Below are 14,679 nucleotides of genomic sequence, written 5' to 3'. Positions count from 1 at the left end.
ATGAAACATATTCTGCAGATATCATTAGCCGGTTGTTGTATCGTAGGGCTATTTGCCTGCAATCAACCAGAAAAGAAAGAGCATGCTGCCGACAAGCAAAAAGAATCCTATAAGGTCATTTCTCTTTCGCAGCAGCAATTAAACGAGGCCTTGCAATTGCCGGGTGAAATGGAACCATTCCAGTTTGTACAGTTATTTCCCAAAGTAAGTGGCTTTGTAAAAGATGTATTGGTAGACCGTGGAACCGAAGTGCATAAAGGACAAGTGTTGATTCGTCTGGAGGCACCTGAACTTACGGAACACAGTGCCGCAGCGCGTTTGAAATATCAGGCGGCACAGGCTGTTTTTCTGACAAGTAAAGACCGCTATATGCGTTTGGTGCAAACCAGCGCCACACAGGGTGCGGTATCTCCGTATGATCTTTCTTCTGCACGTTCGCATATGATTGCAGATAGTGTTACCTATCAGGGTGAACTTTCTAATTATTATGCAACCGAAGACATGAAGCAATACCTCGTGGTGACAGCACCGTTTGATGGTGTGATCACGGAGCGTAATGTGCATCCGGGCGCGTTGGTTGGTCCAGGTGCGCAGAACGGCAAACCAATGTTGGTTTTACAGGAACAATCTAAACTGCGTATGATGGTAAATGTACCAGAGCAATACAGCATGCAGGTAAAAGATAAGGACGAGGTCAGTTTTACTGTGAATGCCATGCCTGGTAAGGTTTTTAGTGGTGTGATTTCCCGTTCTTCCGGAAGTCTGAATGATAAATTTCGTTCGGAAACTATTGAAGTTGACGTGGATAACAGTCGTCGTGAATTCAAAGCGGGTATGTATGCAGAGGTATCGCTGAAAGCTGCTGGTAGCGTGAATGCATATGTTTTGCCTAAAGCTGCAGTTGTTACCACTACGGAGAAGAAATATGTCGTAGCGGTCGAAAATAACAAAGCACGCTTTATTGATGTTTCAGAAGGCAATCAGCACGATGGCGACGTAGAGGTGTTTGGTCAACTGAAACCCGGTGAACAAGTGGTCGCTAATCCTTCTTATAAAATCAAAGAAGGGGATAGCATGCCGGCTGCAGCATTGACGATGAAGAAATAGTTTTGGGCTTAACGCTTAACGCTTAAAGCAGAAGGCTTCCCGTATTAAACTAGGTTCAAACTGAAGGTAAAAAACAGTCGGGCAACTCTAAGTTGTCTGGCTGTTTTCTTTAAAAGTGAATCTGGATTGTAATAGCGTTGAGAGTCCTCCTCCTTCGGAGGAGTTAGAGGAGGCTTATGCCTTAAGCTTTTCGCTTTCAGCTCAAAAATTTCCGCATTTTGAAAGTGACAGTTCCATGACACTCGTAATATTGTGTCATAAAATTGTCACAGATGCAAAAGAAATTCGTTGCAATCAACTATATACACTGTAATCCGGAATTCCGCGAACGCTTTGAGTTTTTGTTTGGAAGCCGCGCAAAAGCGATCGATACGATGCCGGGCTTTCAGGATATGCATGTCCTGAGACCTGCGACAGAAAACGATCCTTATCTGATTGTAAGTTATTGGGACTCCGAAGCTGCATTCAAAGATTGGACGAAATCTCCGGCGTTCATTGAAGGTCATAAAAGAGGGTTTGAAGATATTGCGAAAGCCAAAGCAGAAGGCAAACCGGCACCGATGACGAGTGATTTCAAAACTTATGAAATCATTGCTGAATAATGAGTACGCAGCAATCCAAAGGCAAAGCGATCACATGGATAAAAAGAATAGGTTTCTGGGGATTTCTGTTTTTTCTTGCTAAAGGTTTGGTATGGCTCGCGATTGGATATTGGTTTGTGAAATAATTGGTGGTCAATGGTGAATCGTCAATGGTGAATGATCTGTAGTTGTCAACAGATCAGGAAGTTCTGGCAGTTTGATCTTAATAAGAACCAATAAAACTAAGTAGATAAAATTGCGGTTTGATTAAATGGCCGGCCAGATCTGTGTTCCTGCAGATCTGAACCGGCATTTTAATGAGCCTCCTCTAACTCCTCCAAAGGAGGAGAATTCTTATCGCGATTAATGCAATTGACGTTTGATCTTTCGCGTGTTCTTGTCACCCTGAGCGGAGTCGAAGGGCGTGCCGGAACTCCCTTTTAGGGGATGGCGTTAGATTTTCGGCGGCATCAATTTATATACTACAGGCGTTACAATTCTAGACAATAACGTGGAAGAAATCAACCCTCCGATCAATACAATAGCCAGCGGAGCAATTAACGGGTTGGTGGAAATTGCAATAGGAATCAAACCGCCGATAGCAGTGAGTGAGGTTAGTACAATTGGTAAGAACCGTACCTCGCCAGCTTCGCGAATAGCTTCTTCCAGCGATTTTCCTTCCTTTCGTAATTGATTCGTAAAGTCTACCAGTAGGATGGTGTTTTTTACTTCAATGCCTGCCAGCGCAATTAATCCGATAATAGAAACAAACGAAAGCGAATTGCCTGTAAGCCAAAGCGCTACAGCAGCACCCACAATTCCCAATGGTATCACGGAAAGTACGATCAGTGTGCTCTTGAAGGTTTTGAATTCCAACACCAGCACCGCAACAAATAAGAATAGTGTAACCAAAATAATGCTCATAAATCCGCCGAAAGAGTCTTTGCGCGATTCTACTTCACCGCCCATTTCATAAGTATAACCATTCGGAAGAGGTTTACTGTCCATTTGTTTGATTACCTCGTTAATTACACGATCAGGCAGGAAACCCTTTTGTACATAGGCTTTCACAGATACAACTCTTTTCTTTTCCTGATGGTTGATGCTAAACGGTGAAGTTTCCATTTTCAAATCCGCGATTTGACTCAACGGTACAGCAACACCTTGTGTATTGTTTACAAACAGATTGTTGAATACATCCAGCGTTGGCTTGCCCTCTTTGTTTTTAGTGAGCAGAATATTGTAGTCATTATCGTTGAGATCTGTGTATTTACCCATGTTCAAACCCGCTACAGCCATGCGTATCGTACGATCGATATAAACTGTTGGTATGCCGAGCAATTGTGCTTTTGCTTTATTGATGGAAACTCGGATATCTGATTTTAAAGTGCTCACAGGGTTCGAAACGTAAATTGTCCCGGGTGTTTTGACTAGCAGTTGTTCTACATTTCCGGCCAGACGACGAAGCGTGTCGAGATTGTCACCAAACAGGCGCACTTCTACAGGAGCTGCAACTGGCGGACCTTGTTCAAAATTCTTCACTTCAATTTTTGCGCCTGGATAAGGCGTCCATTTGCTGCGCAATTTTTCAATTAATGCCAGTTTTTTATCAGTGTTTATATGCGCATCCAGCTGAACGAAAATCTGCGCGAAATCCGCGCGTTCGCTTTGTTGAATCTCGTTGTAGTAGATACGTGGATTGCCTTTACCTACATTCGTAGAGTAGAATTTTATTTCCGGAATTTGCTTCAGCTCCTTTTCAATGCTATCGGCAATCTGATTGGTATAGGCAAGATTTGATTGTGGCGGCGTGGTGATATTGACCATGAACTGAGGTTTCTCGGATGCAGGAAACAGTCCGAAACCAATCGCCTTAAACAGTATAATAGCACCAATGAAAACAGCTACTGCAGCGGCAATCGTAAGTACTGGTTTATTCAAGGCTTTATCCAGAAAACGTGCATAGCTACCGTGGATAATCTTTTTCAGACCACGCATGAAAATGTTTCCGTCGGGGTGACCAACATGCTCTTTTAATAGACGGCTGGAAAGAAATGGAATGATGGTCAACGAAACAAGCATAGAAGCCAGCACGCAGAAAATAACAGCCAGCGGTAATCCGCGGATAAAATCACCGGCGCCTTCCGGCATAAATACAATCGGCATAAAAGCAATGATGAGTGTAGCGGTACAACCGATTACTGCCATACCAATTTGTTTGGTTGCTTTTAATGTCGCTTCCATTCTTGAATGGCCTTCCAACATCCAGCGTTCAATATTCTCTACCACCACAATGCTGTCATCTACCAATAAGCCAAGCGCTACGACAAGTCCTACAATGCTGAGCTGGTTTAGATTGTAGCCAAATAATTGCAAAAGCACGATGCCGATGGCAAGCGAAAGTGGAATGGAGATCATCACGATCATTGCAGGGCGCGAACCTAAAGGCAATAATGTGACAGCGACTAATAGAATCGCAATCAAGAAATCTTTGCCTAAACCGCTCAGCCGATGGTTCACATTATCTGCCTGATCGAAGTTTTGTACGAGATCAATATTGGCTGGTAATGTTTTCTTAAATGCTGCAATCACCGGCTGGTAAGCTTTCTGTGTATTGCTGATGTTTTCACCTTCTTTCTGTGCTGCTACTACAAAAATACATCGATGGCCGTTGAGACGTGTCAGATAGCTGGCGTCTTCGTAACCATAATACACGTTGGCAATGTCTTTGAGATAGATATTGTTGCCGTTCGCTGCATTGACCACCGTATTTTTTATCTCATCGAGCGATTGATAATTACCACTGGTTTTTATGTTGTAGGTTTTGTTTCCTGCATCCACACTGCCCCCCGGAATGTTTGCTATTTCACTTTGCAGACTGGTTGTAACACTGTTTAAAGGAAGATGCATCTGCGCCATTTTCTCAATGTCCAGTTCAATCCGTACTTGTCTTTCAGGCAAACCATGGATTTTAACATCTTTCAATGCTGTCAGTTTTTCCAGTTCATCCTGTAGCTTTTCTGCGTAGTATTGAAGCCGGTCACGGGAAGCATTTTCGGAGATCAATGCCAGCTGCATGATATTGACGTCAGAGGGTTGTTGTTTCTGCACGTCGATACTGAGAATGTCGGCGGGCAATTCGCTTCGCTTACTATTCACTACACGTACAATTTCCTGATACTTGGAATCTACATTGCTGTTGTATCGATAATCAACACGCATCACAGCGAAACCATCGCCGATATTGGTTCGTACGCGTTTGATGTTTTCCAGTCCATAAATTTCTTTTTCCAGCGGATCTACCACTAACTCCTCCATGTCTTTTGGATTCGTGCCCGGATACACAACGACGATCGAGTAGGATGGTGCATGCATTTCCGGATCTTCGGAACGTGGCATGTTTATAATTGTAGTCAATCCCAACACAATAATCATGATGAATATCACGAGGGTGAACTGGTAATTCTTTACGGCATAATCTGATATTTTCATCGTGTCGTTTTTTATTGCGTGATACGAATCTTACTGTTGTCCGATAAATAAGCGCTGCCGGATATGATCAAGGCAGTAGCTGATTGCAGCCCGTCGCTGATGATTATATTATTTTTTTCCATGCCTGCGATATGCACTTGCTGTTTGTGGGCAGTTTTGTTGTCGTTCGTAACAAATACATAGCCTATACTTCCATCTGCGTCTAATAATGCGTCATAAGGAATAGGCCAATTGCCTGAGTTATTTGAAAACGTCTGATGACTTTCGACTACTGCTTTGCCGAACATGCCTGAAGCTATATGCGCTGGTTTTTGGCCTGTGATTTTGATATCCACTGTAAAAGCACCGCTTGCTGCGTCAGATCCTTCAGCCTTGCGTAACACAACGCCCGTAAGGATTTCACCAGGTGCAGACGCAGTTTCAATTGTCGCTTTGTCGTTAATCTGCACTGCAGCCCATTCTTTATCACTCAAGCCTACACGCAGCAGCCAGTTATCGGATTGTGCCCCATTGGTCTGAAATACTGGTGTGCCCGAAGAAACAACTTGTCCTTCGTTGGCGAGTTTTTTCAGCACATAGCCGTCTTTCGCGGCGTGGATTTCGGAATAACTTTGGTTGAATTGTGCAGCTTTTAACTGTTGTGAAGAAAGGTCAAGTCCTGTTTTCGCATTCTGTAATTGTTCGAGTGTAGCTACGCTGTCATTGTGGAGATTCACTACACGTTGATAATCGCGGGAAGCTTTTTCATAAGCGAGTTGTGCTTGTTGTACCTGTGCATTGATTTCTGTGAGATTGAGTGTGGCAAGCAGTTGTCCTTTATGTATTGCATCGCCTTCTTTCACCCATATTTTATTAATGACGCCGCCTGTTTTAAAAGAGAGCATTACTTCATCGTCGGTGGTAAATTGGCCGGAGGCGTGTATTTGCTGTGTTTGTGTGCCAGCTTGCAGTTGCAACACTTTTACCGGAATAATGTCTGGATTTTTTTCTTCGGTTGTCTTGCCTTTTACAGTACAAGAAGCGATGCCTGCAGAGAGGCTGATGAACAGCAGCAGACTTTGTATGTGTTTCATCTGAAAAGAGATTTTATGTTGTTAGTTATTTTGAAGTGGATACGATGCTATAGTTCTTTCAATGCCTGCCTGCGCAATCTGCACATTGGCGAAAGCCACGGCCCGCTGGAGTTGTGCGTTGGTAAGCTGATTTTGTGCGTCGATCAGTTCCAGGTAGAGCAGCTGTCCGGCTTTGTACATTTTTAGTTGGTCGGTGTAATATTTTTGTGCGAGCTGTAGCTGTGTTTGTGCCGCCTGGAAATTTGCGGTTGCAGTATTGAAATTGTTGATCACTTGTTCGAGTTGTAGTTTCAGCGCTTGTTCTGTTTCCGAATATTGTGCCTTTACAGCTTTTACATCTTGTGTTGCCTGTTGTGTTTTGTAATGATTTCTGCCTGCGGCAAACAAATCCCATTGCAGATTTACGCCCCACATATAGTATTGTGTTTTGTTATTGTACTTCCAGTCATATCCTTGCGAGCCCAGATCCAGAAAGGTATTCAGCTTTGGAACTATGTATGATTGCTGAATCTTTTTGTTGAGTTGATAAACTGCTGCGGTCTTGTTGAGTTGCGTTAATTCTTCACGGGAGGAAATATCACCTGATGCATTATCGATGATTTTATCACCCGCTGAAAATGCCGCACTATCTAAGCTTATTTCTGTTGTCAGTGAACGATTGAGTAGAAAGTTGAAATAAGCCTGTGCATTTTTCTGTGCGTTTTCTGCTTGATTGATCGATGCATCGATCTTTTGCTTTTCTGTCTCCGCGCGGGTCAGCGCTGTGCTGTTGCGAACACCGTTGCGCAGCATACTTTCGTTGACGCGAATATTTTCATTCACGAGTTGCAATGCGTTGTTGTAGATGTCCACTGCCTTCACTGCCTGATAATATTGGAAATAGGCGGTCTTAATGTTCTTTACCAATTCGCGTTTATACACATTCACTGCCGCTTGTTGTTGCCCGATCATTTCTTTTTTCATCTGCTGATTGTACCAGAGTTCTGCGTTGATGAGCGGGAGCGTAGTGCGGAATTTTGCGTCGTAGAAATTGTCTGGATTTAAGAGAAAGGATGCGTTTTGCACCTTCGGAAAATTTTCACCGCCCTGAAGTTGATTGAGGCTGTTGTAAATCGGATTGAGCAAATCGCCAATCGGGAAATCGATAGTACGACCGCCGCCGGTTTTGGTGTAGGAGCCAAGAAAACTCACATTCGGCAGAAACATCGACTGTGCTTCTTTTAACGCATACAGCGATTTTTCCAATTGAAATTCCTGCGAATGCAAACCCTGGTTGTTCTGGAAGGCTTCAGCGATGTACTGATCCAGCAAGGTTTTCTGCGCATTGGCAGTGAAAGAAACCAAGCTGATGACTATTCCTAAAATGAACTTAGTTACTTTGTTGATTATTGTTGACATACTGAACAGTGTTTAGCTAACAGGCAAAAAAATATATGGTTATTCTGGCGGTGGGTTACACCGCTTTATAAATGAGTAGAGATAAATAAATGATTATGTTTTGATCAGCTCCAGAAATTGATGCGCAGCATTGCGGATCATGGTTGCTTTTTCTTCTTCGGTCAGTTCAAAGATTTTGTAACGGCAACGAATGTCCAGTGAAACCAGCCCATGGCCCATCGCCCAGATGGAAAGCGAAGCCTGCATTGGATCTTTATAACGGATGAGTCCTTGCTCAATGCATTCAGTCACGCATTGAAAGAGCACGCCGAAAGCATCATCACCATTGGTCCAGGTATGTTTTTCTTCCACCACGTTCATCGGTGAGCGGATGATAAACATCAGATCATAAAGCGCCGGTTCTTTGATTCCAAACTCAATGTAGTTTTCCATGATATGCTCCAGTCGTTTGATGGGATCCGTGCTGGCCGGCTGTTTCCGGAATTCTATGGCCATACGGTCAAACGCTTCGTGTTGCACATCATAAAGCAATTCGTCCTTGTCTTTGTAGTAGAGATAAATAGTTGCAGGGCTGTATTCAATCTTTTCCGCAATCTTGCGAATAGACGTTTTCTCGTATCCATCCTCTGTAAACATGGTAATCGCTGCAGCAATAATATTGTCGCGCATTTCCTGTTTTTCCCTTTCTTTTCTTTCCAAGATGCCCATTATCAAAATATTTACACTGCAAACATACTAAACAGTGTTCAGTATATGCAAATTTTATTTTTGATAGATCAAGAATTTAAGAAATTATATTGATAATTAATAGATTAAGAAGCTGCGCGTTTGTCTGCGTAATTATGTGGTACCACAAACTAAAAAAGGAATTAAAAAAATTTGAACTGTAATTTTCTCCTCCGCGAAATCAGATTGCTCGCAATGGCCCGAAATTATACATAACGGTAATAAACTATGCGGGTCTTCCCGAGGCACGACGTAGGGATCTGATTTCGCGTTTTTAATTATCCCAATTTATTGCATATAGGGGCAATTATTGGAGGAAGATTTGGATTTGATCAAGGCAATGTTGAATTTGAACGAAGGGAATTAATGTGCGTGAAATCAGATTGCCACGAAGTCTCCACAGCTTTGCTGTTTGGTAACTTCTCGCAATGACCCACAGAAAGTGCTACACTTAACGTTTCAACTTATTAACCTATCAACCTTTTAACGTATTAACGCTTCCGCAGCGCTTTATAAACTTTAATAGCACTCATCAAAAGCACCACAAAAAGAATCAATCCCAGTAATCCCCAGAACCAGCTCATGGCTTGTTTTACAACCACAAGCATTACAATAGCGACCAGAAAAATCGTAGCTACCTCATTCCAGATACGGAGCTTTTGTGAACTGTATTTGAAAACGCCTTTTGCCTGCTGCTTGTAGATAGCGTGCAGCGAAAAGAAATAAGCGTACAGACCAATCACAAACGTAAGTTTCACCATTAGCCAATCCGGCGTAGCGCCCAGCATATACCACATCCACGGACCGAAGATCAGCGTCAGCACAGCTGATGGCCATGTAATACCAAACCACAACCGTTTGATCATGATCGAAAATTGGTTGGTAAGAATGCTCTTTTCCGGCTCCGTTTTTTCCTGCGCTTCTGTGTTGTAAATAAACAGTCGCACGATGTAAAACATCCCGGCAAACCAGGTTACGATGAAAATGATGTGGAGTGCTTTGACGTAAGCGTACATTAATTCAAAAGTTAAAAGTCAAAATTCAACCCTTCGCCTCCGCTCAGGGTGACACTTATTTTACTATAGCTCATGTTGTCATGCTGAGCGTAGTCGAAGCATTGTGTGTGGCCTCTACTTCTTGACAGTTGACAATTACCAGTGACTCGCGTTTGGGTTCTCCTCCTTTGGAGGAGTTAGAGGAAGCTTCAACTTACAATGTTCGCGACCGCTTTTACCCAGCTTGGATGCACGTTCATGCAAGGGATCAGCGTAAATGAAGTACCACCTGAATGCAGAAACGATTCTTTGCCTTCGATGCCCATTTCTTCCAGTGTTTCCAGGCAATCGCTTACAAACGCCGGACAAACAACCAGGATTTTCTTCACGCCTTCGCCTGGCAATTCTTCCAAACGTTTTGCAGTATATGGTTTCAGCCATTCTGCACGGCCCAGGCGCGATTGGAAAGATTGTGCATATTTACCTTCCGGGATGCCCAGTTTTTCAACTACCAGTTTAGTAGTAACGAAACACTGATGGCGGTAGCATTTTGCATGCGCTACAGAATCTACCGAACAGCAATTGTCCGCTTTCAGGCAGTGCTTGCCAGTTACGTCGCCGAGTTCAATATGTTTTTCCGGAATGCTGTGATAACTGAATAGAATTTGATCATAGTCTTCCTGCAAATAAGGTTTGATGCTATCTGCAAGCGCATTGATATACCAATCCTCATTGTAAAATGGCTCGATCGTAGTCAATTTAAAACGATAACCACCTTTTTTATATGCTTCCTGCGCGTACAAAACAGCTGTTTCATAGCTCGACATGGCGTAATGCGGATACAGTGGAAAAACGATCACTTCTTCCAGGTCCGGATATTTTTTTGCAAGTTCTTCGAAAGCTTGTTTAGGCGAAGGCGTACCATAACGCATTGCTACAGCTACCGCATCATTGGTCTCTTCTTTTAATGCCGACTGCAGTTGGTTGGTCAGCACGATCAGTGGAGAGCCATCTTTGGTCCAGATGGATTTGTATGCTTCAGCCGATTGGGATGCACGGAACGGTGTGATAATGGCTTTCACCAGAAAGAGTCGCAAGAGATAAGGAGATTCAATTACCCTTTTATCCATCAAAAACTCATTTAAATATTTCCTTACGTCTTTAACTTCTGTTGAATCCGGTGATCCAAGATTCATGAGCACCACGCCGCGTTTTACACTTTGCATACTATTATAATATATTTTATCGTTCAATGCTTAATCCGAAACGATGTGCAAAGAAACTAAGAATTGCAGGTCTTCTAGGAGAATTGTCATGCTAAATGACAAAACAATGACAAGCAGGGTCATGGTATCCTTTGTTTGCACACTACCTTTGCATCTCGAAATGCTACAGCAAGGGATGAACACGATTGATAAAAAAAATATATCGGGCTTTTGGGTTGTCGGCATTAACTATAAGAAGACAGACGCCTCAATCAGAGGACAATTCGCAATAAATAATGAGCAATATGAAAGTATTCTTTCCGTTGCTCCGAGCTTTGGACTAAACGAGTTCTTCATTCTTTCCACCTGTAATCGTACTGAAATTTATGGATTTGCGGACACAGCAGATCAGATGATGGAGCTTATCTGTACGGAGACAGAAGGGGAGATAGAGGTATTTGAACAACTGGCTTATGCTAAAAACGGAATGGATGCAATCTGGCATCTTTTTCAGGTTAGCGCCGGTCTTGATTCGCAGATTTTGGGTGATTATGAAATTGTAGGGCAGATCAAAACTGCAGTAAAGTTTGCCAAAGCACGTGGTTTTATTGGTGCGTTTATGGAGCGTCTGCTGAATTCAGTACTGCAATCATCAAAAGCAATCAAAACCCAAACGCAACTGAGCGGCGGAACTGTTTCCGTGGCTTTTGCGGCTGTTCAGTATATTAAGGAACATGTGCAGCAGGTAAAGGATAAAGAAATTCTTTTGCTTGGTACCGGCAAAATTGGTCGCAATACCTGCAAAAACCTGGTTGACTATCTGCATACCAAGCATATTACACTCATCAACCGCACTGAGGAAAAGGCAGAGACGCTGGCACAAGAGCTGAAACTAAAGCATGCTCCGCTGGAAGATTTGTCTGCGAGCCTCAAAAAGGCGGATATTGTGCTTGTGGCTACCAACGCCAATGAGCCGGTTATTTTCAGAGAACATCTGGAAGGCAATGGTGATAAACTGATCATTGACCTCTCCATTCCTTATAATGTTTCCTCCGACGCACAAGAGCTCAGCAATATTAAGCTGGTAAATGTGGATGAACTGTCGCGCATTAAAGATGAGACGCTTCAGAAACGTGAAGCGGAGGTGCCGAAGGCGAATGACATCATCACAGAGCATATTCAGGAATTTGTAGACTGGTGTAAAACCCGCAAATATGCGCCGGTGCTGAAAGCCGTGAAGCACAAACTCAACGAACTGTGTCAGCATCAGGTGATACTTATGTCGCCAAAGTATTGTGACTGCAAAGACGAAATTCAGAAAGTGATCAATACGCTTGCAGTAAAAGTGCGCAGCGAAAACAATATCGGTTGCCAGTATATTGGCGCCATTAATGAATTTATAGGTACGAGAGCCGGTAATGAATAAGACAATTAAGATTGGTACGAGAGAAAGCCAGCTGGCTGTATGGCAGGCTACGCAAGTACAGAATTTGCTTGCAAAGCATGGTTATGCCGCAGAGTTGGTGTATATCAAAAGTGAAGGTGATATAGATCTGCAGACGCCACTTTACGAAATCGGTGTGCAGGGCATTTTTACCAAAGCGCTTGATATTGCATTGCTGAAAGGTGATATTGATATTGCCGTTCACTCGATGAAAGACGTACCGACTCAGTTAGCTAAAGGAATCAGAAACGCAGCAGTATTGCCGCGTGCTTCCTGGAAAGATATTCTGGTGGTGAATGGTGAATGGTCAATGGTCAACGGTGAATTGGCGAATGTTAATTCCGAAATGATCATTGCGACGAGCAGCACTCGTCGCAGAGCGCAATGGCTCAACCGTTATCCAAAACATTCTATTGATAATCTTCGTGGCAATGTAAATACACGTCTGCGCAAAGTTGCCGAAAGCAACTGGCAGGGCGCAATTTTCGCAGCAGCAGGATTGGAACGCATTAATCTGCGTCCTGAAAATTCCGTTGATCTCGACTGGATGTTACCTGCTCCGGCACAAGGCGCTATCATGGTGGTTTGCCGCGAGGAAGATTCATACAGTTATGCTGGCTGTCAGTTGTTTCATGACTTTGACACTGCTTTGTGCACACACATCGAGCGCGACTTTCTTCGTGGTTTGATGGGCGGATGTACTACACCTATTTCTGCATTGGCAACGATAAAAGATGGAGCGATTCATTTTTCAGGCAACTTGCTTAACCTCGATGGTAGCAAGAAAGTAAGCATTGAAAAAGTGATTGCACCAGAAAAAGCCTTTACAGCAGGAGCAGAACTGGCGCGCGAAATCATTGAAAACGGTGGTAAAGAAATTCTGGAGGAAATAAAAAATGCCTGATGCTGAGCTATGCATATTAAGTACTCGTCTGTTGGCGCAACCGCTGATAGATAAAGCACTGGCTCATGGCATTCGTGTGGATGCAGTTCCGTTTATCGATATTTCTTTTATCGAAGCTGAAATTTTACAAGCACAAATTCAATCAATTTTAACGCAGTCGGCTACCGTTGTTTTTACCAGCAGCAATGCAGTAAAATCAGTTGCCCGTTTTTTGAACGGCACTAAGCCCGACTGGAAGATATATTGCCTGAGCACCGCCACCAAAGATTCGGTAGTAGCAGCTTTCGGCGAACAATCAATTATGGCCACAGCTGATGATGGTACAGCGCTGGCGCAATTGATCATTGCAAATGTAAGTGTGGATAAGGTTGTTTTCTTTTGTGGCAATCTGCGGAGAAATATCATTCCGGATGTATTGCAACAACATGGTAAATCCGTAACGGAAATCCTTGCCTATCACACTGTGGCCACGCCACAAAATATTCATCAGACGTATAACGGCGTTGTTTTTTTTAGTCCCAGCGCAGTAGATAGTTTCTTTTCGGTAAACATTATTCCGGAGGAAACAATTTGCTATGCCATAGGGAAAACAACTGCCGACAGTATAAAAAAGCGGGTGCCACAAAACCCGCTGCAGACAAGCGTTACGCCAAGCGGCGAAGCGATTACAGATTTGATAATAAATACGCTACATGCATAACTTGAAGAACGATCTTTTGTTAAGAGCCCTTAGAGGAGAAACCGTAGAAAGACCACCGGTGTGGATGATGCGCCAGGCAGGAAGATACTTGCCTGACTACATGAAACTCCGTGCCAAGTACGATTTTTTTACTCGTGTAGAAACTCCTGAACTCGCTTGTGAAATCACTTTACAGCCAATTGATCAGATCGGTGTGGATGCAGCAATTATATTTTCGGACATTCTGGTAATACCGCAGGCTATGGGTCTGGAAGTATTGCTTGAAGAGAACAAAGGTCCTTTGTTGCCCAAAGTGGTAGCTACGCAAGCCGATGTAGATGCGCTGATCACAACTGATGTGGCAGATCGTCTGCATTATGTGATGGAAGCATTGACGCTGACTAAGCAAGAGTTGAATGGTCGCGTGCCGCTTATCGGCTTTGCCGGTGCGCCGTGGACAATTCTTTGCTACATGGTAGAAGGCAAGGGCAGCAAATCATGGGACAAGGCGAAACAATTCTGTTTCACACAGCCAGAACTCGCGCACTCGTTACTGCAAAAAATTACAGACGTTACGATTCAGTACTTGAACGCACAAGTGAAAGCTGGTGCGGATCTCGTGCAAGTATTTGATAGCTGGAGCGGCATGCTGAGTCCTGCTGATTTCAGAACTTATGCATTGCCTTATCTGCAGCAGATTGTGGATGGTGTAAAAGGTGCTCCAGTTATTCTTTTTCCGAAAGGAAGCTGGTATGCATTGCCTGATTTGACAAGTACAGGATGTGCTGGTATCGGTATTGACTGGTGTATTGAGCCTGCGCTCGCTCGCCAGATGACGAACAACAGCATTACGCTACAAGGTAATTTCGATCCTGCAAGATTGCTGGCGCCGATTCCGGAAATTCAACGTTCAGTAAAAGAAATGATTATGGCTTTCGGTCCGCAGCGTTATATCGCGAACCTGGGTCATGGCATTACACCAAATGTTCCGGTAGATCACGCGAAAGCGTTTGTAGATGCGGTGAAGGGGTTTAGCCTTTAAGGGCAATGGTGAATGGTCAATTTGTGAGTTGTC

At 43.5% G+C, this 14,679-nt stretch carries 12 protein-coding genes; 6 read left to right on the top strand and 6 right to left on the bottom strand.

Annotation, left to right across the window (positions count from 1 at the left end):
* Together DN068_RS21495 and DN068_RS21490 are read left to right on the top strand one after the other, a co-directional pair.
* Entirely contained in the window at nucleotides 1–1,107 is a 1,107-nt protein-coding gene (locus DN068_RS21495) for an efflux RND transporter periplasmic adaptor subunit (protein WP_165836485.1), read from the top strand.
* 272 nt (nucleotides 1,108–1,379) lie between these two features.
* A complete protein-coding gene (locus DN068_RS21490; RefSeq protein ID WP_111001017.1) occupies nucleotides 1,380–1,709 on the top strand; it encodes an antibiotic biosynthesis monooxygenase family protein in 330 nt (109 codons plus the stop codon).
* A 432-nt stretch (nucleotides 1,710–2,141) separates the two neighbouring features.
* Here the strand turns inward: DN068_RS21490 and DN068_RS21480 are convergent, their stop codons facing one another.
* The 6 genes from DN068_RS21480 to hemH form a co-directional block, all read right to left on the bottom strand.
* Nucleotides 2,142–5,180, bottom strand: a complete 3,039-nt coding sequence (locus DN068_RS21480) for an efflux RND transporter permease subunit (protein WP_111001015.1) — start codon at nucleotides 5,178–5,180, stop codon at nucleotides 2,142–2,144.
* A gap of 11 nt (nucleotides 5,181–5,191) precedes the next feature.
* Nucleotides 5,192–6,253 carry an efflux RND transporter periplasmic adaptor subunit gene (locus tag DN068_RS21475; RefSeq protein WP_111001014.1) on the bottom strand — a complete coding sequence of 354 codons (1,062 nt, stop codon included), beginning with the start codon at nucleotides 6,251–6,253 and terminating at the stop codon, nucleotides 5,192–5,194.
* Nucleotides 6,254–6,274: 21 nt separating this feature from the next.
* A complete protein-coding gene (locus tag DN068_RS21470) occupies nucleotides 6,275–7,651 on the bottom strand; it encodes a TolC family protein (protein ID WP_111001013.1) in 1,377 nt (458 codons plus the stop codon).
* A 93-nt stretch (nucleotides 7,652–7,744) separates the two neighbouring features.
* Nucleotides 7,745–8,359 carry a TetR/AcrR family transcriptional regulator gene (locus tag DN068_RS21465; protein WP_111001012.1) on the bottom strand — a complete coding sequence of 205 codons (615 nt, stop codon included), beginning with the start codon at nucleotides 8,357–8,359 and terminating at the stop codon, nucleotides 7,745–7,747.
* A gap of 509 nt (nucleotides 8,360–8,868) precedes the next feature.
* Nucleotides 8,869–9,393, bottom strand: coding sequence for a CopD family protein (locus DN068_RS21460; protein ID WP_111001011.1), 525 nt, complete (start codon nucleotides 9,391–9,393; stop codon nucleotides 8,869–8,871).
* Nucleotides 9,394–9,581: 188 nt separating this feature from the next.
* Nucleotides 9,582–10,598 carry a ferrochelatase gene (hemH, locus tag DN068_RS21455; protein WP_111001051.1) on the bottom strand — a complete coding sequence of 339 codons (1,017 nt, stop codon included), beginning with the start codon at nucleotides 10,596–10,598 and terminating at the stop codon, nucleotides 9,582–9,584.
* Between the two features lie 106 nt (nucleotides 10,599–10,704).
* Between hemH and hemA the strand changes: the two genes are divergently transcribed.
* Genes hemA through hemE form a run of 4 tightly spaced genes read left to right on the top strand, consistent with a single transcriptional unit; the run spans nucleotide 10,705 to nucleotide 14,646 of the window.
* Complete coding sequence (gene hemA, locus DN068_RS21450) at nucleotides 10,705–12,003, top strand: glutamyl-tRNA reductase (protein WP_243630369.1); 1,299 nt, start codon at nucleotides 10,705–10,707, stop codon at nucleotides 12,001–12,003.
* Nucleotides 11,996–12,925, top strand: a complete 930-nt coding sequence (gene hemC / locus DN068_RS21445; RefSeq protein ID WP_111001009.1) for a hydroxymethylbilane synthase — start codon at nucleotides 11,996–11,998, stop codon at nucleotides 12,923–12,925. The genes hemA and hemC overlap by 8 nt, the downstream gene beginning before the upstream one ends.
* Entirely contained in the window at nucleotides 12,918–13,625 is a 708-nt protein-coding gene (locus DN068_RS21440; protein WP_111001008.1) for a uroporphyrinogen-III synthase, read from the top strand. Before hemC ends, DN068_RS21440 begins: the two co-directional genes overlap by 8 nt.
* The gene (hemE, locus tag DN068_RS21435) at nucleotides 13,618–14,646 is read left to right on the top strand and encodes a uroporphyrinogen decarboxylase (RefSeq protein ID WP_111001007.1); all 1,029 of its coding nucleotides are present in this window, start codon (nucleotides 13,618–13,620) and stop codon (nucleotides 14,644–14,646) included. The genes DN068_RS21440 and hemE overlap by 8 nt, the downstream gene beginning before the upstream one ends.
* Nucleotides 14,647–14,679 lie beyond the last annotated feature (33 nt).

Origin of the sequence: Taibaiella soli (assembly GCF_003236175.1) — a bacterium.
GTDB lineage: Bacteria > Bacteroidota > Bacteroidia > Chitinophagales > Chitinophagaceae > QKTW01.
Note: the sequence above shows the minus strand (reverse complement) of the source record. Positions and strands in the feature narration are given on the sequence as shown.